The following is a 19,732-nucleotide window of genomic DNA, read 5'->3' as shown; positions in this document are numbered from 1 at the left end:
CCAAGCCCTTCTCGTAGGCCCGCCGCAAAGCCTTGCCGTCAAGCGACACCACCTCGGGCGTCTCTCGGCTGGCTCGGGCGAAAGCTGCGGCAAAGGCAGCAAAGGCGCGACCAAAGGCCTCCGGGTCGAGCAGGCGCAGCAGCCGCGAGAAGGTGTCGTGGCTGGGAGCTGCGTCATAGTCGATCAGCCGCGACAGCGCCTGCTTGCGCTCCTGCGCGAACAGCGCGAACTCCGTCGCATTGCTGGCACCACACAGGCTTGCCGCGATCATCATCACGATCAGGTCGCCAAGCCGGTGCGTGGCGTTGGGCGCGCGTGGATCAGGCACCGCGCCAAAGTAGCTCTCAAGGCAGGAAATGGCAGTCGCTCCTTCGCTCAACTGCCTCTCCAAAGAATCCTTTCTCAGCCTAAACTCAACCCCAAAATCGCCATATGCGATTCCCCTGCCCTCGAGGGGGAGATGTCGCCAAAGGCGACAGAGGGGGTCGCCTCGCACGAAGCGCGACTTCCTTCTGCCGCAGGAGGCCGAGCCCGGTCGAACCGACCCCCTCTGGCCGCTTCGCGCCCATCTCCCCCTCGAGGGGGGAGATCGGCAGCGAAAACGCCCTACCTTCACCTAAGCCGAATTGACCCTGTCACCCTGACATGTCAAAGGCCCGGCCTAGCCTTTCATCTGGAGAAGCCCTGATGACCGATCGCGTCGAGATCGCCGGATTGCGGATTGCCCGCGAGCTTCATGATTTCGTCGTGAACGAGGCGCTGCCGGGCACCGGCATTGAAGCAGAGGCATTCTGGAACGGTTTTTCGGCCATCGTCGATGATCTCTCGCCAAAAAATCGGGCGCTGCTCGAAAAGCGCGACGCCATGCAGGACAAGCTCGACCGCTGGTACCGCGACAATGGCGCGCCCGTCGACATGGAGGCCTACAAGACATTCCTCCGCGAGATCGGCTATCTCCTGCCCGAGGGGCCGGCGTTCAGCGTGACCACCGAAAATGTCGACCCGGAAATCGCTTTGGTCGCTGGGCCGCAGCTGGTGGTGCCGGTGATGAACGCGCGTTATGCGCTGAATGCCGCCAATGCGCGCTGGGGTTCGCTGTACGATGCGCTCTACGGAACCGACGCCATCCCGGAGACGGACGGCGCCGAGCGAGGCAACAAATTCAATCCGGCGCGCGGTGCCAAGGTCGTCGCCTGGGTGAAAAGCTTCTTCGACGAGGCGGTGCCGCTCACCACGGGCAAATGGGCTGGGGTCAACGGGCTTGCGGTCGCCAACGGCATGTTGCGGCTCGGCGAGGGTGCCGGCGCCACCACGCTTGCCGACCTCAAACAGTTTGCCGGCTATCGCGGCGATGCCGCCAATCCCGAAGCCGTCCTGCTGGTCAAGAATGGCCTGCACATCGAAATCGTTGTCGACCACAACAACCAGATCGGCCGCACCGATCCGGCCGGCATTGCCGATGTCGTGCTGGAATCGGCGCTGACCACCATCCAGGACTGCGAGGATTCGGTCGCCGCGGTGGATGCGCAGGACAAGGTGCTGGTCTACCGCAACTGGCTCGGCCTGATGAAGGGCGACTTGGCGGAAGAGATCACCAAGGCCGGCAAGAGCTTTGTCCGCAGGCTCAACCCCGACCGCACCTATACCGCGCCGGATGGCGGCACGCTGACCTTGCCCGGCCGCTCGCTGATGCTGGTCAGGAATGTCGGCCACCTCATGACCAATCCGGCGATATCGGACCGCGACGGCAACGAGGTGCCGGAAGGCATCATGGATGCGGCGCTGACGGGGCTGATCGCGCTGCACGACATCGGCCCGAACGGGCGTCGCGCCAATTCACGCGCGGGCTCGATGTATATCGTAAAGCCCAAGATGCACGGGCCCGACGAAGTTGCCTTCGCCGTCGAGATTTTCGACCGCGTCGAAGCGCTGCTCGGCATGGCGAAAAACACCATCAAGATGGGCATCATGGACGAGGAGCGGCGCACCACCGTCAACCTCAAGGAGGCGATCCGTGCCGCCAGGGACCGCGTCGTCTTCATCAACACCGGCTTCCTCGACCGCACCGGCGACGAGATCCACACTTCGATGGAAGCCGGCCCGATGATCCGCAAGGGCGACATGAAACAGGCCGCCTGGATTGCCGCCTACGAAGCCTGGAACGTCGATACCGGCCTCGAATGCGGGCTGGCCGGCCGCGCCCAGATCGGCAAGGGCATGTGGGCGATGCCCGACCTGATGGCGGCAATGCTGGCCGAGAAAATCGCGCACCCCAAGGCCGGCGCCAACACCGCCTGGGTGCCGTCGCCGACGGCGGCAACCCTGCATGCCACGCACTACCACAAGGTCGACGTCCACGCCGTGCAGCAGGCTCTGAAAAGCCGGCCCAAGGCGAAGCTGGACGACATACTGTCGGTGCCGGTAGCAAGGCGGCCGAACTGGTCGCCTGAAGACATCCAGAAGGAGCTCGACAACAACGCGCAGGGGATTCTGGGCTATGTCGTGCGCTGGATCGACCAAGGCGTCGGCTGCTCGAAAGTACCAGATATAAACGACGTCGGCCTGATGGAGGACCGCGCCACGCTGCGCATCTCCTCTCAGCACATCGCCAACTGGCTGCATCACCGCGTCTGCACGCCCGAGCAGGTCATGGAGACGATGAAGCGCATGGCGGCTATCGTCGACCGCCAGAATGAAGGCGATCCGCTCTACCGGCCGATGGCACCGGATTTCGACAGGTCCATCGCGTTTCTTGCTGCCTGTGACCTCGTCTTCAAGGGCCGCGTCCAGCCCAATGGCTACACCGAGCCAGTGCTGCACGCGCGGAGGTTGGAATTGAAGGCGAAAGGGCGTGGGATGAAACCTGTAAAACCTATAACAGTCGGGCTATAAACGCTTGCGGATCGCCAAGCATTAAATGTTTTCACGATGCACTGTGGGTGGAGGCTGGCCTTGACTGGCTATTACGATTTGCTCCGCAGATAGCGTGCGGGCGGATTTCGCGGGAGGGGGACGAATGAGCAAAAACAAGTCTGAACTAAACGTCAGGAAATTCTTGGTATCGATATTAGTTATTTGGGGGGCCCTGCTGCTCAACTCGCTGGCGATCCAAGCTGCAGAAGAGGTGCCGTTAGCTGTTCCTCTTATAAAATTGGAATACCCGGGAAATCCACCCAATATCCGGATGTTGTATGTTAAGGTGCTGTCCATCGGTAACCGAAAAATAAATCAACCACTCTTATTGGATACCGGATCCAGTGGCATGACGATCGACTGTGCTTCTGTGCTTCCGAGGAAGCTGTGTTCCGTCGAAGGTATAAAAATCACGAAAGATCTGGAACTAGATGGGATAACCGTCACCACCCAAAAAGCCGTCATGAATTACGGAACCTATGACGAGTACGGAAATGTTGCCTTGGCTCGAGTGACTTTCGGCTCACGAGCCGCTTCCGTTTCTACTGAGGATTCCATCCCCTTCCTTATTCGATACAAAAAAGTTAGACGCAGCACAGGTGAAGTTGTCGGCGGTCGGCTCTGGCCAAAGGGCGTTTTTGGCATTTCCCCTATTGGAGGCGGGGGACCAGATCAAATGCTGAAATCGCCGATGGACGCTGTGAGTCCCAGAAATGGCTTGCGAAAGGGATATTATCTTTCCCCGATAGGGACCGATTGGAGAGCTTGCTCGAATGAGGATACGAATTGCCCGGCGGTCAAGGCACTTCACATTGGAATATCGGACAGCGTGAAAAGCGAGTTCAATGCGGAAAAATGGAAAACAGCTAGCGATAGCTATAACTTTCCAACCATAGGTTCATGTATCCTATTGAACGAAAAAACAAGTTGCCGGCCGACGCTTTACGATACGGGAAACTCCACAATCGTAATAGCGGACAACCCGCCAAAAGATTCAAGCGGATCCATGGATGTCGGGACCAGAGTGGCGGTAAAAATCGCGATGCTGGGGGAGTGGAAGTTCGACACGTCATACGGATCCGAGTTGGAATTCTCTCCAACGATCGGCCACAACATCATTGGCATACGATATTTTGAAACGAATAGTTTACTAGTTGACCTCGAAGCGAAAGAGATCGGAATCCGCATCGGGAATTGACCAGAACTCTTCTTTGTATTCGGCCGTAGGACGGGACGCTCCTACGCCGCCTGCGCCATCCGCTCCGAACTCATGCGGTAGGAAATCGCTTCGGCCAGATGGATGCGGCCGACCGTCTCGCTGGCCTCGAGATCGGCCAGTGTCCGCGCCACCTTCAAGACGCGGTGGTAGGCTCGTGCGGAAAAGCCGAGCTTTTCGCTGGCATCCCTCAGCAGCGACAGGCCGGCGGCATCCGGCATGGCGATCTCCTCGATGACTGACGGCGAGCAATGCGCGTTGGTGGTGGCGGAGGTCGCGCCGAGCCGTTCGAAACGCTCACGCTGGATCGTACGGGCGCGGGCGACGCGTAGTGCCACGGCTGCGCTCTTCTCCGCCCGGTCCGGCCGGATCAGATCGCTGGCCGAGACCGCCGGCACCTCGATCCTGAGATCGATGCGATCGAGCAGCGGGCCGGAAATGCGTGCCTGGTAGTCGGTGCGGCAGCGGTCGCCGCGCAGGCAGCGATAGCCCGGCTCGCCGGCCATGCCGCAGCGGCACGGGTTCATCGCCGCGACCAGCTGGATGCGTGCCGGATAAGTGACGCGATGATTGGCGCGCGCGATCATGCAGTCGCCGGTCTCCAGCGGCTGGCGCAGCGCATCGAGCGCCTGCGGCGAGAATTCGGGAAACTCGTCGAGGAACAGCACGCCGTGATGGGCGAGCGAGGCCTCGCCCGGCCGCACGCGCAACCCGCCACCGACCATCGCCGCCATCGAGGCCGAATGATGTGGCGCGCGGAACGGCCGCCGGTCGGTGAGTTTTCCTTCCCCGAGCTCGCCGGCCACCGAGGCGATCATCGAGACTTCGAGCAATTCCCTGGGCGCCAGCGGCGGCAGGATCGACGGCAGCCGCTGCGCCAGCATCGACTTTCCCGACCCCGGCGGCCCGACCATCAAAAGATTGTGGCCGCCGGCGGCCGCCACCTCCAGCGCCCGCTTGGCGGTCTCCTGGCCCTTGATGTCGGCAAGGTCGGGCAGGTCGCGCGCCGCGGCATGGATGCCGGCTTCCGGCCGTGACAGAACCTGCGTGCCACGAAAATGATTGGCGATGGCAATCAGGCTGCGCGGCGCCAATATGTCGAAATCCTTGCCGGCCCAGGCCGCTTCCGGCCCGCAGGCGAACGGGCAGATCAGACCCTTGCCTTCGGCATTGGCGCCGATTGCCGCCGGCAGCGCGCCGGCCACCGCGGCAATGGTTCCGTCGAGCGACAATTCGCCAAGCACGACATAGCCGGCGAGCATGTCGCCCGGAATGGCGCCGAGCGCCGCCATCAGCCCGAGCGCGATCGGCAAATCGTAGTGGCTGCCCTCCTTCGGCAGGTCGGCGGGTGCCAGATTGACGGTGACCTTCTTCGACGGCATCGACAGGCCGGATGCATGAAGTGCTGCCTGCACCCGCTCGCGGCTTTCGGCTACAGCCTTGTCGGCCAGCCCGACGATGTGCATGTTGACCTTGCCCGGCGCGATCATCACCTGCACGTCGACCGGCACGGCCTCGATGCCTTGGAAAGCAACCGTGCGAACCCGCGCCACCATGTCTTCACCCCGGATGCAGGCTTTTGCCCCAAGCCTTTGCGATCATGCCGCGAACGGCGTCGCCAGAGACAACCATAGATTTCCGGCGAAGGCAAGAACATTTGGGGAACGGATGAACGCAACGGCTGCAATGGTTTGCAACGCGGCCGCTCGCGAAGCGAGGCTAGTTGCGCTTCTCCTCCACCGCATTCCAGAACAGGCTGGCGATGTCGGCGCCGCCGAAGCGCTGCACTTCGCGGATGCCGGTCGGTGAGGTCACGTTGATCTCGGTCATGTAGTCGCCGATGACGTCGATGCCGACAAGGATGAAGCCGCGCTCCTTCAGCGAGGGCCCGATGCGGGCGCAGATCTCGCGTTCGCGTTCCGTCAGCTCGGTCTTTTCGGCGCGGCCGCCGACATGCATGTTGGAGCGCGAATCGTGCTCGGCCGGCACGCGGTTGATGGCGCCGACAGGCTCGCCGTCGATCAGGATGATGCGCTTGTCGCCAGCCCGCACCTCCTTGAGGTAGCGCTGCACGATGTAGGGTTCGCGGAACATCTGGCCGAACATTTCGAGCAGCGAGGCGAGGTTGCGGTCGGCCTCATGCAGGTGGAAGATGCCGGCGCCGCCATTGCCGTAGAGCGGCTTGACGATGATATCGCCGAACTCCTTGCGGAAGGCGGCGACCTCGAGCGGGTCCTTGGTGATAAGCGTGTCCGGCATCAGGTCGGGAAATTCGGTGACGAAGATCTTTTCCGGGCTGTTGCGCACCCAGGCCGGGTCGTTGACCACCAGCGTCTTCGGATGGATGCGCTCGAGGATATGCGTGGTGGTGATGTAGTTCATGTCGAAGGGCGGATCCTGCCGCAAAAGGATGACGTCCATCTCCGATAGGTCGGTGCGGACTTCTTCGCCCAGCGAATAATGATTGCCCTTCTCGTCGCGGACCTGCATCGCCTCGATACGGGCAAACACCTTGCCATCGCGCAGCGACAGCCGGTTGGGCGTGTAGTGGAACAGCTGGTGCCCGCGCCGCTGCGCTTCCAGCGACAGCGCAAACGACGTATCGCCGGCAATTGACACGGTGGAGATATGGTCCATCTGGACGGCGACTTTCAGGGGCATGGGTGCTCTCCGGCGCACTTGGAGCGACGTGCGTCCACCTGGACGCACATACGCTCCAACATTCTTGAATCCATGCATCGTGCCTTCCGAAAATCGATTCCGATTTTTCGGGCCGATGCATCGACGACAGCGATATAAGGAAATCGGCGGCCTCTGCCAATCGGCCAAGGTCATGATGAGGCTGCGCTTCGCTTGGCGCAGACCCCAATGCGATGTGCCTTCAGCGGTCGAAGACCAGCCTGGAATAGCCGAGGAAGGACAGCGCCATGGCAACCAGTGAGCCGACCGCAAGGGCGACGAGCGGCGGCACCATCGGCAGCGCGAACAGCATGGCGCAATAGACGAAATAATTGACGAGGCTGGTGGCAATGCCGACGCCGCCATAGCGTGCGCCCTCTTGCGCGACGCCGCGGCTGGAAGGCGAGAAGGTCAGATGGCGGTTGATCAGCCAGGTGACGGACAGTGCAAAACCGATCGAGATGATGCGAGCCGCGAAGGGGCCAAGCGGCGCTATCGCCAACACCAGCCAAAGCGCCGCCGCGTCGGCGACGAAGCCGATGCCGCCGGCGACAATGAAGCGGGCGAGGCGTCCCATTTAGGGCTCTAAGCCGCCCGCGGGGTCTTGCGCGGTCCGGTCTTCAGAGTCGCGAGCGCACTTGCGCGTTCGCGTTCGATGCGGCCGGAAGGCATCGACAGATAGAAGATGCGCTTCTGCTCGGCCCGGCCGCGCGACACCGAATCGAGGATTACCCCGGTCACCGCCGCCAGCATCGACAGCAGCAGCAGCCCGACCGACAGCACCCACGTCGGCATGCGCGGCACCAGCCCGGTTTCGGCGAACTCGATCAGCACCGGCACCATCAGAAACAGGCTTGATGCCAGGAAGAACACCGAAAAAGCGCCGAAGAAACGCAGCGGCTGCGTCTCCTTCATCAGCATGGCGAACATCCACAGGATCTTCGCGCCGTCGCGAAAGGTCGATAGCTTCGACGAGGAGCCTTCCGGCCGTCGGCCATAGTCGAGCCCGATCTCGCTGACCGGCAGTTTGAGTTGCGAGGCGTGCACCGACATTTCGGTCTCGATCTCGAAGCCGCTGGAAACCGCGGGAAAGCTCTTGACGAAGCGCCGAGTGAAGGCGCGGTAGCCGGAGAAGATATCGGTGAAGTCGGAACCGAACAGCCGCTTGTAGAGGCTATTGAAGATGCGGTTGCCGAAGGCATGACCGGTCCTGCCGCCATCGTCGGTGACGCCGCGGCGGGTGCCCACCACCATGTCGGAGCGCTCGGTCAGCAGCGTGTTGATCAGTTGCGGCGCGTCCTCCGGCGTATAGGTGCCGTCGCCGTCGGCCATCAGGTAGATGTCGGCCTCGATGTCGGCGAACATGCGGCGCACGACATTGCCTTTGCCCTGGCGCGGCTCGCGCACCACGATGGCGCCGGCGGCGCGGGCTCGGAGCGCCGTAAGGTCGCGCGAATTGTTGTCGTAGACATAGATCGCGGCGGCAGGCAGCGTTTCGCGAAAGCGCCGCACCACTTCGCCGATCGTCAGCTCCTCATTGTAGCAAGGCAGGAGCACGGCGATGCTCGGCTCATGGCGCACTTCTTGTGGCATTTTCGTCTCCGGATGCCCTGTGAGGCCCCTGACCGCGCAAACGCCGGCCTCGCTCGGGCGGCTTTACTATTTATTGAAGCTGTTAAGGCTAGGTTTAAGCTGCCCCGTATTCCTTCCAAAGGTCCTGATATGAGCACAGCCGACGATGGCGCCTCCATTTGGAGGTCCGAGATCGCGCTGGCGCTGCTTGCCACATTGCTGGCACTTGCCGTCAATGCCTTTGCCGGCTTCCCGGCACTGACCAATGCCGGCGGCGACAACGACAATCTGCTGCGCCTCGTCGAAGTTCGCGACATGCTCGCCGGCCAAAACTGGTTCGATCTCCACCAGTACAGGATGGGCCTGGAAGGCGGCTTCGTCATGCACTGGTCGCGGCTGGTCGATGCGCCGATCGCCGCCATCATCATCGCCGTATCGGCCCTGACCGGCAGCGCGGCGCTTGCCGAGAATGTCGCGCAAGTGCTGTGGCCGGCGCTGCTCTTCTGCCTGACCGTATTTTTCACCGCCCGCGCCGCACGCAGCTTTGCCGGTGACGGCGCTGTGCTGCCGGCTGTCATCGTCGGCGCCGCCGCACTGCATTTCCTCGGCATTTTTTCGCCTGGCGCGCTCGATCACCACAATATCCAGCTGATGCTGAGCATGGCCAGCCTGAGCTTGTTGCTTGAAGCGCCCTTGCGCAAGGCGGCGGCATTGCTCTCCGGCCTATGCGCCGGGCTGATGCTGGCCATCGGCATGGAAACCGCGCCTTACGTTGCCACCATCGGCGCCTATGTCGCCATGCTGTTTGCCCTCGACGTCAATGGCGAGAGGTCGATCGCCAGGGATTTCGGCCTCGGCTTTGCCGGCGTCTCCGCCCTCGTCTTTGTCGTCACCATTCCGTGGTCCGCCTGGGGTCAGGCGCAATGCGACGCCTTCTCGGCCGTGCAGTTCGTCGTCGCAGCGATTGCCGGAACCGGCCTTGCAACCATAGCGTCGATCGAGCCGGCCGGCCGCACGCGCCAACGGCGCATCGCCTCACTTGGCCTGCTCGCCATGCTATTGGGCGCTGTCGTCGTCTTGTTGTTCCCACAATGCCTGGCAGCGCCCTATGCCAATCTCGATCCGCGCCTCAAGGAGCTATGGCTTGATCACATCGGCGAGGCGCAGTCGCTGTTCAAATTGCTCGCCGAGGATCCGGCCGAGGTGGTGGCGCGCTATGCCACGCCGCTCATTGCGCTCGTGCTGATGGCGCTTCGCCTTGGCCGTGGCGGCTGGCGACGGCAGGACAGCCTTGTCGGCGCGTTGCTTGTCGTGGCCTTCATCGTCAGCGCCTGGCAGGTACGCGGTTCGACATTCTCGATCGCCTTCGCCGTCATCCCGCTTGCCGCCTGGATTGCCAAATGGCGTCAACGGGCCGAGGCCAGCGCGTCGCGCGGTGTGGCGCTGCGCATGGCTGCCGTCTGGCTGGTTTCGGTGAATGCGGTCTGGACTGGGGCTGCCGCGGCGACCTCGGTAGCCTTCGAAGACAGCAACACCACGGCGGATAATGGCGACGGCACCGATGTCGCTTGCCAGCGCAGGGCCTCCTTTGCGGCACTCGGCCGCCTGCCCGGCACCACCGTGCTGGCAATTTCCAATCTCGGATCGCCTATCCTGGCCTATTCCGGACATCGCGTCTTCGCCGGGCCTTATCATCGCAATGTCGCCGGCAACCTGCTGGCGCTCGATGCCTTCCTTGGGTCCGATGCCGATGCCAGGACGGTCGTCGCGGATCATAATGTCGGCCTCGTCGCGCTGTGCCCCGGCAGCGCCGAAAGCAAGCTCCTCGCAGCCAAGGCGCCGGCAGGCTTTCTTGCCGGGCTGATGCGCGGCAGCGTGCCGGAATGGCTTGCGCCGGTTGCCGGGACCAGCGGAGCCGCCGTCGAATTGTACCGCGTCCGGGTGGGCGGCTGATCGATCGGCGGCGCGTGCGGCCTTTTGTCGGACATAAGTCGCGCCAATCCACTCTTTCGCCCTTGCCCGCCCGACACGGCTGGATAGGATGCGCGCCGGCCGACCGAGATCATTGGACCGGGAGAGAATTTCATGATGCCATCGGCACGCTTTGCCGACCTCGAAGGCGCTTCGGTGCTGATCACCGGCGGCGGCTCCGGCATTGGTGCTGCCTTGACCGAAGGTTTTGTCCGCCAGGGGGCAAAGGTCGCCTTCATCGATATCGCCGACCGTCCGAGCCTGGCGCTGGCCGATCGGTTAGACAAGGAGCTCGGCCGGCGGCCGTTCTATCTCAAGACCGACATACGCGACATCGAGGCATTGCGGGTATCGATCGCCAAAGCCGCCGAGGCGCATGGCGACGTGACCGTGCTGGTCAACAATGCCGCTCAGGATGACCGTCATGCCGTCGAAGACGTCACGGTCGAGTTCTGGGACAACAACCATGCCATCAACCTGCGCCCGCATTTCTTCAGCGCGCAGGCGGTGGCGCCGGGCATGAAGCGGGCCGGCGGCGGCTCGATAATCAATTTCACCTCGACCTCGTTTCTCATCAACCATCCCGATATGCCGGCCTATACCGCCGCCAAGGCCGGGATCGTCGGCCTTACCAAGGGTCTCGCCGGCAAGCTCGGTGCCGACGGCATTCGCGTCAACGCGATCGCGCCCGGCTGGGTAATCACCGAGCGGCAGAGAAAGCTCTGGGTCACCGAACAGGCGCTCGCCGCTCACGTCGCCAAGCAGTGCATCAAGCGTGTGATGCAGCCGGAAGACATTGTCGGCACCGTGCTGTTCCTGGCGTCGGATGCTTCACGCATGCTGACCGCGCAGATGCTGATCGTCGACGGGGGGTTCCTGTGATCTCACCGAGCAAGGCAGCTTCCGTCGCAGCCGTCGACTGGGGCACCACCCGCATGAGGGTATGGCTGCTCGACGGCACCGGCGACGTTCTCGCCGAGCGGCGCGGCGATGACGGACTGATCACCGCTCAGGCTAAAGGGTTTTCGTCCATTCTCGAAGGGCATCTGGCCGCCATGGGCGCACCCGAAAACCTGCCGGTCATCATTTGCGGCATGGCCGGCTCGCGCCAGGGCTGGCTGGAGGCGCCCTATGTCAGCGTTCCCACGCCGATCGGCGCTATCCTGGCCGAAGCTGCCCGCATCCCCGGCCAGCGCCGCGACATCCGCATCGTGCCCGGCCTTGCCCAACGCTTCGCCGATGCGCCTGACGTCATGCGCGGTGAGGAAACGCAGCTTGCCGGAGCCGGTTTGCCGGCAAAGGGACGTCACCTCGTCTGCATGCCCGGCACCCATTCGAAATGGGTGCTGGTCGAGGACGGCTCTGTTGCCGGGTTCGGCACCTGGCCGACCGGCGAGCTGTTTTCGGTGCTCGCCGCGCACTCGATCCTGCGCCATTCGCTGGGCGAGCCGCCGAAGCCGGTTGTCGCCGAAAGTCCGTTTTTCCGGGACTGGTGCCTGAAGGCGTTGGCCGAAGGTGGTGACGTCGTTTCAAGATTGTTCTCGATCCGCGCCGCCAGCCTGCTGCAGGACCTGAGGCCCGAAGATGCCGCCGCCTGCCTGTCCGGCCTGCTGATCGGTGGCGAGATCGCTTCGGCAAATCGCCGTTATGAAGCAAGCGCTGTGCCCGTCGTGCTGATCGCGTCGGGCGCACTTGGCACGCTCTATGCCGAGGCGCTCGGCCTTGCCGGGCTCGCTTTCAGGGCGGTCGACGCCGACGAGGCGGTGCGCGCCGGCCTTGCCGAAGCCGCGCGCGAAAATGGCATGATCGCCAAAAATGGAGTTGCCGCATGACCGAGACCGCACCTTTTCCAAAGCTCGAGCGGGGTCTGGTCGCGATCCTGCGCGGCCTTAAGCCAGGCGAGGCGGTGGCGATCGGCCAGGCGATCTTCGGCGCAGGCATCGAAGCGATCGAGGTGCCGCTCAACTCGCCCGAGCCCTTTGCCTCTATCGCCAGCATTGTCGAAGCGCTTCCTCCGACAGCGCTGGTCGGCGCCGGCACGGTGCTCACCGCCGCCGATGTCGACGGCTTGCACAAAGCCGGCGGGCGGCTGCTGGTCAGCCCCAATATCGATGCCGAGGTCATGGGCCGTGCCAAGCAGTACGGCATGGTGACAATGCCCGGCGTGTTCACGCCGACCGAGGCATTCCAGGCAATCCGGCTCGGCGCCTCGGCCCTGAAATTCTTCCCGGCAAGCGTGCTTGGCGCGGCAGGCATTTCGGCCATGCGCGCGGTGCTGCCGGCCAGTGTGCTGGTCGGCGCCGTCGGCGGCGTTTCGGACAAGGATTTTGCCGGCTACAAGGCAGCCGGCATCAGCGTCTTCGGTCTTGGCTCCAGCCTGTTCAAGCCGGGAATGAGCGTCGACGAAGTGGCAGCACGGGCGAAAGCCGCAGTTCAGGCTTGGGACGCGGCGTTTGGAGTGGCATGATGAGCGAGACCATCGTTTCGGTTTTTTCCGACCACGTCTGCCAACTCGGCGAGGGACCAAGCTATGACCCCGCCACCGAGACGCTCTACTGGTTCGACATTGTCAACGGCCAGCTCCTGGAAAAGCGTCTGTCCGGCGGTGCGGTCAAGATCCACGAGCTCCACCAGATGGCCAGTGCGATTGCCGTCATCGACGACCGGCGTCAGCTGATCGCCACCGAGACCGGCCTGCATGTCCGCGACGTCGCGACCGGGAAGCTGACGCTGCACACGCCGATCGAGGCCGATAATACGGTCACCCGCTCGAACGATTCGCGCGTTCATCCTTGCGGCGCCCTCTGGGTCGGCACAATGGGCAAGGGCGAGGAGAAGGCCGCCGGTTCGATCTACTGGTTCTTCAAGGGCGAGCTGCGCCGGCTCTATGCGGATATCACGGTGCCCAATTCGATCTGCTTTTCCGACGATGGGACCATCGCCTATTACACCGATACCAGCACCGGCCTGTTGATGCGCGTCGGCTGCGATCCGGCGACCGGCCTGCCGGTTGGCGAACCGAAGGTCTTCGTCGACCACCGTTCGGCCAAGGGCTATATCGATGGTTCGGTGCTCGACCGCGACGGCATATTGTGGAACGCCTGCTGGGGCGGCAGCGTCGTCGAAGCCTATGGGCCCGACGGCAAGCTTGTCCGTTCGGTGGCGATGCCGGTCACGCAACCGTCCTGTCCGGCTTTTGTCGGCGGGAATGCCGACCGGATCGCGGTCACCTCCGCCTGGTCGGGCAAGAGCGAGAAGCAGCGCCTGCTCGACCCGCAAGCCGGCAGGACGTTTATGCTCGACATTCCGGTCAATGGTCGCTTCGAGCCGCGCGTGTTGATTGCCTGAGAGCAGTTGCTATCGTGCGGGCACCCGGCTGACGTCGATTCCGCGAAAGCCGAATGCGCTCGCCGTGCGATGCTAGAACGGTTCATCGTTTCGCGGGAACGCTGAACCGCTCTATCTCTTTGTTCGAAGCAATTCCGGACGGAAAACCGTTTCACACTTTTCCTGGAATTGCTCTAGCAATCGAGCTGCCGGGAAATCGTTCAGTCATGTCAAGCCGCAAGCCGAAGCTGATCCTTGTCTACGAGCCGGAACAGGCCTGCTTCGATCGGCTGGTCACCGACAATCATGTGCCGGCGCGCGCCGCCGAAATCGCCTCCTATCTGGCGCAATCGACCGACATCGCTGCTGAATTCGACGCACTTGCCGCCGCTTGCCAGAAGCGCGGCCTGGCCTTCGCGCCGGTGGCGCTCGACAATGCCGCAAGCGTTCTCGCCAGCGAAGTTCCGAAGGCCACGCTTGTCTGGACGCTGACCGACGGCATTGCCTATTTCCGTGGCGGCGCGGCACCGGCTCTGGCACGGCTGAATGGCCTGAAGGCGATCGGCGCCGACGATGCGTTGTTCGCGCTCTGCCAAGACAAGTTCCGATCCGGCGCCGTGCTCGGCGCGCTTGGCCTGCCGGTGCCGCAGGCGGGCCTTGCCCGTGACGGCGCGTGGCTGGTCGCGCCGCCGGCCTCGCCCGCCGGCTGGTTCGTCAAGCCGAACCGGCTCGGCGCCAAGATCGGCATCTGGCCGGATTCGCGCTGTCACGATCTCGGCCATGCGCTGAAGCTTAGCCGGCGCGTATTCGCCGCCTATCGCGACGATGTCGTCGTCCAGCCCTATGTCGCCGGACGCAATGTGCGGGCCAGCTTTCTCGGCCTGAAGCCGGATACCGGCATTGAGGCGCTCGGCGTCGCCTTTGTCGATTCGGGCGGCGATTTCCAAACCATGCAGGACAGCTTGGCGCTTTACGGCAATACCGGCGAAGCGGCCAAAGCCACGGGAAATTACGCCGAGCCGTTGCTGCTTCCCGTTGACGCCAGCCAGCCTCGAGCCGATGCAAGAATCCGTCGCATCGCCGAAAGCCTGATGGTCGGGCTTGGCCTGCGGGACGTCTTTTCCATTGACTTCCGGGTCGAAGCCGACGACAGCGCGCATCTCATCGAGTTCGAGGTCTGCCCCGGCCTGCCTTGCTTCGATTTTCGCGATTACTGTCGCAAGCAATGGGGCCTGAGCCTCGCCGATGCGATGGCGGAGGCAGCGGCGAACCGGCTTCGCGCCTAAATCCCCTCGACCAACACGATTTCGCCATCGGCCACCTTCTGGCGGATCGCGACGGCGCGCTGGTATTCGGGCGAGTGGTAGCAGTCATGCGCCACCGCAAGCGACGGAAACTCGATGATCACGTTGCGGTCGCGGCCCGCTCCCTCTGCCTTCTCATGCGCGCCGCCGCGCGCCAGGAACTTGGCACCGAAGCGGTCGAAGGCCAGCTTGGCGGCTGCGACATAGTCCTTGTAGCCTTCCGCATCGCGCACATCGACGCGAGCGATCCAGTATCCCTTGGGCATGGTATTTCTCCGGGTTAATTCCTGGCTATCAGGCCGAGCGCATTTCATCGAGAATGGCTTCCGCCGCCGCCCGCCTGTCGGTGGCGCCGACGATCGGCCGGCCAACGACGAGATGGCTGGAGCCGTTGCGGATCGCCTGCGCCGGCGTCACCACGCGTTTCTGGTCGCCATGGTCGCTGCCCTTCGGCCGGATTCCCGGCGTCACCACCGCCAGGTCGGGGCCGACGATGCGGCGTACCGCCTCCGCTTCCTCGGCCGAACAGACGATGCCGCCCATGCCGGCATGCAGCGCCTGCTCGGAGCGCCTCAGCACCAGCGTATGCGGATCATACTCATAGCCGGCGTCTATCACGTCTTGCTCGTCCATCGAGGTCAGCACGGTAACCCCGAGCAGGCAAAGGTCGCTGCCCCTGGCAGCCTCGACCGCCGCCTTCATTGTCTTCGGATAGGCGTGGATGGTCAGCATGCTCATGCCCATCCTGACGATGTTGTCGACCCCCTTGGCAACGGTGTTATCGATGTCGAGCAGCTTCATGTCGAGGAAGATCCTGGTGCCGCCGCTGGCCAGCTCGCGGGCGAGGTCGAGCCCGCCGGCAAAGGCGAGCTGGTAGCCGATCTTGTAGAAGGAGACGATCCCGTCGAGCTCGCGCACCGCCTTCTCGGCTTCCCTCAGCGTCGGCAGGTCGAGGCCGACGATCAGCCTTTCCTGAATTGTGTCGGCACGCGCGGCGTCCGGGATCATGCCTCGATCCGCGTCGACAGCATGCGCGAGGTTTCGATCAGCGTTCGGCATAGGTGCTCCATCGATTGGCGTAGTCTTTCGTCCCGGAAGTTGCCTTCGTCGTCGAAGGCGCTACCGCCCTCCGGCACCGAACACTCCGGTGTCACCACCTCCATCCGGCAGCGCACCAGCACGGCGCGCAGATGGTTGATGCAGCGTATCCCTGCAAAGGGTCCGCTGGAAGACGAGCAGAGGCCGGCGACCTTGCCGGCAAGCGGCCTGAACGTCCGGCCCCCATCCTTGCGCAGTTGGCTCACCCAGTCGATGGTGTTCTTGAGCAGCGGCGGAATGGAGCCGTTATATTCGGGCGTCGCGATCAGCAGGCCGTCATGGGCGGCGATCATCCGGCCGAGCCTGACGGCGTTTTCGGGAATGCCTTCGTCCTTTTCCAGATCCTGGTCGAGGATCGGCAACGGATAGTCGGCGAGCGAGATGCGGGTCACCTCCGCGCCCTGCATGGCAAGTTCCTTCTGCGCCACGTCGGCAGTCCTGCCGCTATAGGCGCCGCTGCGCACCGAACCGGCGACGACGAGAATTTTCGGGATGATCGGCATCGCAATCCCTTGCTGTGGCGGCAGCTATAGGCGATGCGTGGGATGAATCAATAGCCGAGATTGCGGCACGCATTTTAGCGCTGGCCGCTTTGGCGACCGGCGCCGGCGGATAGGGCGGACCTCGTGGGATTGAAATGGGTAGGCTATGGTCTTGTCGCTCTCGCGGTGGCTGCTGCCGCCTGCTACGCCGCTTTCGTCCTCAGCCCGTGGCCTTCGGTCCTTCTGATCCGTTACGCTTTTCACAAGGATGCAGTGGCAAAGAACCGCGCGCTTGAAAAGCATGTGCCCGCCAATGTCGGCGAACTGCGCGACGAGCGCTATGGCGAGGACCCGGACGAGACCCTTGACGTCTTCTTTCCCGCGGATGCTCAGGCAAAGGCGTTGCCGACGGTGGTCTGGGTGCATGGCGGCGGCTTCGTTGCCGGAAACAAGGCCGACATCTCGGCATATATGAAAATACTGGCCGGGCGGGGCTACGTCACTGTCTCGGTCGGCTACTCCGTCGCCCCCGGCGCCCGCTATCCGACGCCAGTCCTCCAGGCCAACAAGGCGCTTGCCTTTCTTTCCGGCAATGCCGGCCGCTACCACATCGATCGCAACAGACTTTTCCTTGCCGGCGACTCCGCCGGCTCGCAGATCGTCGCTCAACTGGCTGCCACGATCAGCAATCCCGCCTATGCCGCCATGATGGACGTCGATCCGGGCATAGAGCGCGCGCAACTGAAAGGCGTTGCACTGTTCTGCGGCATTTACGATCCCGCGATGATCTCGCCCGAAGGGCCTTTCGCCGGCTTCAACAGGACCGTCATGTGGTCGTATCTCGGCGTGAAGCGGCTGGACGATGACCCGCGCATTGCCGAATTTTCAATCGACAGGCACCTGACGCCGCAATTTCCGCCGGCATTCGTCTCGGTCGGCAATGCCGATCCGCTGGCGCCGCAGTCGCGTCAGATCGCGCGCGCGATCGCGTCGCAAGGCGTCGCGGTCGACACGCTGTTCTTTCCGGACGACTACAGTCCGGCCCTGCCGCATGAATATCAGTTCGATCTCGACGGCAAGGCGGGAGAACAGGCGTTCGAAAGGCTGACGGCATTCCTGGACCGATTGGCCAACCAGCGGCAATGACCGGCATCCGGAACTCCGACATGCGTTCAGCCGCGCCGATAGATCCAAAGCTGCGTCGGCGGAATGTTGCGGATGACGAAATGGAAATGCTCGACCGTATAGTCGCCGCGGCCGGGCGGGATCGGCGACAGCGGCCCGTAAGTTAGTTGCACGATCGGCCGGCCCGCCGGGATACGGTCGAGCAGGCTCTCGACATAGGCGATGCGCTGGGCGACCGGAAAGTTGAGCAGCGGCACGCCCGATATCACCGAATCGAAGATCAGGTCGCGCTTGTCGCCAAGCGTCGCGTCGAGATTGAAGGCGTCGCCCTCGATGACGTTGACGCCTGGATAAAGCTGACGCAGATGGCGCACGAAATCAGTGGAATATTCGACCGCGTAGAGATTTTCAGGCTTTATGCCCTGGGCGAGGATGGCGCGCGTGATGACGCCTGTGCCGGGCCCGACCTCGAGCACCGGCAAGCCGGATTTCGGATCGACGATCGAGGCCATCTTGCGCGCGGTGACGGAACTGGTCGGGACGATCGAACCGACCGCCTTCGGCTTGTCGATCCAGCCCTTGAAGAACTTCAACTCGTCGTCGAACTTTTCCGCCAGCGTCTTTCGCAGTCCGGGACTACGCGTCATCGAAAGTCCTCCTCAACGCTCCCTCGCATGCTACTTAACAGCTACGAGGTGCAAGACAAGGCGAATCCCCGGATAAGGTGTTGATGACGCTCGGGAAGCGTTTTCCAGGGATCAGCTTCGGTGCTCGCCGAACGTTTCGAAAAAGTCCTTCATGCGGGCGAAAAATCCGCTCGACTGAGGCGAATTGTCCTTTGAGGAAAGCTGCTCGAATTCTTCCAGCAATTCGCGCTGGCGGCGCGAAAGGTTCTGCGGCGTCTCAACCACGGTCTGGATGTAGAGGTCGCCAATATTGGGCTGGCGCAGCACCGGCATGCCCTTGCCCTTGAGGCGGAACTGGCGACCGTTCTGGGTGCCTTCCGGCACCTTCACCTTCGTCTGGGTACCGTCCAGTGTCGTCACCTCGAACGAGCCGCCAAGCGCTGCCGTTGTCATCGAGATCGGCACCTTGCAATAAAGATCGGCGCCGTCGCGCTGGAAGAATTCGTGCGGCTTGACCGCGAGGAAGATGTAGAGATCGCCGGACGGGCCGCCGCGTAGGCCGGCCTCGCCCTCATTGGCCAGCCGGATGCGGGTGCCGTCCTCGATGCCGGCAGGGATGTTTACCGACAGCGAGCGCTCCTCGGTGACACGGCCCTGGCCGGCGCATTTGGGGCACGGATCCTTGATGGTCTGGCCGCGCCCCTGGCATTGCGGGCAGGTGCGCTCGATCGAGAAGAAGCCTTGCGTGGCGCGCACCTTGCCGTGGCCGTTGCACATCGAGCAGGTGACGGGCTGGGTGCCGGGCTTGGCGCCGCTGCCGGAGCATTCCGAGCAGGAGATCGAGGCCGGCACGCGAATCTGCGCGGTCTTGCCGGAAAATGCCTCCTCCAGCGTGATTTCCATATTGTAGCGCAGGTCGGCGCCGCGCTCGCGGCCGCCGGACGAGCGGCGCTGGCGCCCGCCCATCATGTCGCCGAAAATGTCTTCGAAAATGTCGGCGAAGCCGCCGGCGCCAAAGCCCTGCGCCCCGCCATTCATGCCGCCGTGCTCGAAGGCCGCGTGGCCGAAGCGATCATAGGCGGCACGCTTTTGCGGGTCCTTCAGCGTTTCGTAGGCTTCGTTGATTTCCTTGAACTTGTGCTCGCAGGCATGGTCGCCTGGGTTGCGGTCGGGATGGAACTGCATGGCCAACTTGCGGAAAGCGCTCTTGAGCTCCTTCTCGTCGGCGCCCTTTTGCACGCCCAGCGTTTCGTAAAAATCAGCTTTCATGTTTTCCCGCAGTCCGGATAGTCAACGTCTTGAAGCATCGTTGCGTCGTTTGCCGGCACGCTGTTCCGATTTAGGTGTGATGGAGCCGCGATGCCAGTGTCTACGAGGCTTTGTCCGCATTTTTTCGGGGAGCTCCGCGTTTTTCTGGCA

Annotated in this window: 19 protein-coding genes; 9 read left to right on the top strand and 10 right to left on the bottom strand. The window is 63.2% G+C overall.

The genetic code is table 11. From position 1 onward, the window contains the following. Positions 1 to 379 (bottom strand): transposase family protein (locus NKI79_RS08805; RefSeq protein WP_352801063.1); only part of this gene is annotated, 379 nt, incomplete at its 3' end. A 308-nt stretch (positions 380 to 687) separates the two neighbouring features. On the opposite strand from NKI79_RS08805, the gene NKI79_RS08800 reads away from it, so the two are divergent. Together NKI79_RS08800 and NKI79_RS08795 are read left to right on the top strand one after the other, a co-directional pair. Further along, positions 688 to 2,892, top strand: coding sequence for a malate synthase G (locus NKI79_RS08800; protein WP_352801061.1), 2,205 nt, complete (start codon positions 688 to 690; stop codon positions 2,890 to 2,892). Between the two features lie 124 nt (positions 2,893 to 3,016). Further along, on the top strand, positions 3,017 to 4,111 hold the full coding sequence (locus tag NKI79_RS08795) for a hypothetical protein (protein WP_352801059.1): 1,095 nt from the start codon (positions 3,017 to 3,019) through the stop codon (positions 4,109 to 4,111). Positions 4,112 to 4,152: 41 nt separating this feature from the next. On the opposite strand, the gene NKI79_RS08790 is transcribed toward NKI79_RS08795, so the two are convergent. From NKI79_RS08790 to NKI79_RS08775, 4 genes are all read right to left on the bottom strand, one after another. After that, positions 4,153 to 5,685: a YifB family Mg chelatase-like AAA ATPase gene (locus tag NKI79_RS08790; protein ID WP_352686193.1), complete on the bottom strand. Its 1,533-nt coding sequence runs from the start codon at positions 5,683 to 5,685 to the stop codon at positions 4,153 to 4,155. A gap of 163 nt (positions 5,686 to 5,848) precedes the next feature. Then, positions 5,849 to 6,790, bottom strand: coding sequence for a glutathione synthase (gene gshB / locus NKI79_RS08785; protein ID WP_352801057.1), 942 nt, complete (start codon positions 6,788 to 6,790; stop codon positions 5,849 to 5,851). Between the two features lie 220 nt (positions 6,791 to 7,010). Continuing rightward, entirely contained in the window at positions 7,011 to 7,385 is a 375-nt protein-coding gene (locus NKI79_RS08780) for a GtrA family protein (RefSeq protein ID WP_352801055.1), read from the bottom strand. A gap of 8 nt (positions 7,386 to 7,393) precedes the next feature. Continuing rightward, positions 7,394 to 8,401, bottom strand: coding sequence for a glycosyltransferase (locus NKI79_RS08775; protein ID WP_352801053.1), 1,008 nt, complete (start codon positions 8,399 to 8,401; stop codon positions 7,394 to 7,396). A 129-nt stretch (positions 8,402 to 8,530) separates the two neighbouring features. Between NKI79_RS08775 and NKI79_RS08770 the strand changes: the two genes are divergently transcribed. From NKI79_RS08770 to NKI79_RS08745, 6 genes are all read left to right on the top strand, one after another. Beyond that, the gene (locus NKI79_RS08770) at positions 8,531 to 10,333 is read left to right on the top strand and encodes a GtrA family protein (protein ID WP_352801051.1); all 1,803 of its coding nucleotides are present in this window, start codon (positions 8,531 to 8,533) and stop codon (positions 10,331 to 10,333) included. 132 nt (positions 10,334 to 10,465) lie between these two features. Further along, on the top strand, positions 10,466 to 11,233 hold the full coding sequence (locus NKI79_RS08765; RefSeq protein ID WP_254815718.1) for an SDR family NAD(P)-dependent oxidoreductase: 768 nt from the start codon (positions 10,466 to 10,468) through the stop codon (positions 11,231 to 11,233). Then, positions 11,233 to 12,183 carry a 2-dehydro-3-deoxygalactonokinase gene (locus NKI79_RS08760; RefSeq protein ID WP_352801100.1) on the top strand — a complete coding sequence of 317 codons (951 nt, stop codon included), beginning with the start codon at positions 11,233 to 11,235 and terminating at the stop codon, positions 12,181 to 12,183. The genes NKI79_RS08765 and NKI79_RS08760 overlap by 1 nt, the downstream gene beginning before the upstream one ends. Next, positions 12,180 to 12,818 carry a 2-dehydro-3-deoxy-6-phosphogalactonate aldolase gene (locus NKI79_RS08755; protein ID WP_352801049.1) on the top strand — a complete coding sequence of 213 codons (639 nt, stop codon included), beginning with the start codon at positions 12,180 to 12,182 and terminating at the stop codon, positions 12,816 to 12,818. Before NKI79_RS08760 ends, NKI79_RS08755 begins: the two co-directional genes overlap by 4 nt. Further along, positions 12,818 to 13,699 (top strand): SMP-30/gluconolactonase/LRE family protein, encoded by an 882-nt coding sequence (locus NKI79_RS08750; RefSeq protein ID WP_352801047.1) that lies wholly within the window; start codon positions 12,818 to 12,820, stop codon positions 13,697 to 13,699. Before NKI79_RS08755 ends, NKI79_RS08750 begins: the two co-directional genes overlap by 1 nt. 206 nt (positions 13,700 to 13,905) lie before the next feature. Then, the gene (locus NKI79_RS08745; protein WP_352801045.1) at positions 13,906 to 14,964 is read left to right on the top strand and encodes a D-alanine--D-alanine ligase family protein; all 1,059 of its coding nucleotides are present in this window, start codon (positions 13,906 to 13,908) and stop codon (positions 14,962 to 14,964) included. On the opposite strand, the gene NKI79_RS08740 is transcribed toward NKI79_RS08745, so the two are convergent. The 3 genes from NKI79_RS08740 to NKI79_RS08730 are packed head-to-tail and all read right to left on the bottom strand — an operon-like array spanning position 14,961 to position 16,583. Then, positions 14,961 to 15,248, bottom strand: a complete 288-nt coding sequence (locus tag NKI79_RS08740; protein WP_352801043.1) for a DUF1330 domain-containing protein — start codon at positions 15,246 to 15,248, stop codon at positions 14,961 to 14,963. The two genes, NKI79_RS08745 and NKI79_RS08740, sit on opposite strands and share 4 nt — an antisense overlap. A 28-nt stretch (positions 15,249 to 15,276) precedes the next feature. Next, positions 15,277 to 15,990 (bottom strand): orotidine-5'-phosphate decarboxylase, encoded by a 714-nt coding sequence (gene pyrF, locus NKI79_RS08735; RefSeq protein ID WP_352801041.1) that lies wholly within the window; start codon positions 15,988 to 15,990, stop codon positions 15,277 to 15,279. Then, the gene (locus NKI79_RS08730; protein ID WP_352507080.1) at positions 15,987 to 16,583 is read right to left on the bottom strand and encodes an NADPH-dependent FMN reductase; all 597 of its coding nucleotides are present in this window, start codon (positions 16,581 to 16,583) and stop codon (positions 15,987 to 15,989) included. Before NKI79_RS08730 ends, pyrF begins: the two co-directional genes overlap by 4 nt. 129 nt (positions 16,584 to 16,712) lie before the next feature. Here NKI79_RS08730 and NKI79_RS08725 point away from each other — a divergent pair, with 129 nt between their 5' ends. Beyond that, entirely contained in the window at positions 16,713 to 17,708 is a 996-nt protein-coding gene (locus NKI79_RS08725; protein ID WP_352801039.1) for an alpha/beta hydrolase, read from the top strand. Between the two features lie 26 nt (positions 17,709 to 17,734). Here NKI79_RS08725 and pmtA read toward each other — a convergent pair whose 3' ends face one another. After that, a complete protein-coding gene (gene pmtA / locus NKI79_RS08720) occupies positions 17,735 to 18,334 on the bottom strand; it encodes a phospholipid N-methyltransferase PmtA (protein ID WP_352476898.1) in 600 nt (199 codons plus the stop codon). A gap of 111 nt (positions 18,335 to 18,445) precedes the next feature. Further along, entirely contained in the window at positions 18,446 to 19,582 is a 1,137-nt protein-coding gene (gene dnaJ / locus NKI79_RS08715) for a molecular chaperone DnaJ (RefSeq protein ID WP_254815727.1), read from the bottom strand. Positions 19,583 to 19,732 lie beyond the last annotated feature (150 nt).

The sequence above is a fragment of the Mesorhizobium sp. M0340 genome, from assembly GCF_040321535.1.
Lineage (GTDB): Bacteria > Pseudomonadota > Alphaproteobacteria > Rhizobiales > Rhizobiaceae > Mesorhizobium.
This window is presented reverse-complemented; position numbering and strand designations above follow the sequence as displayed.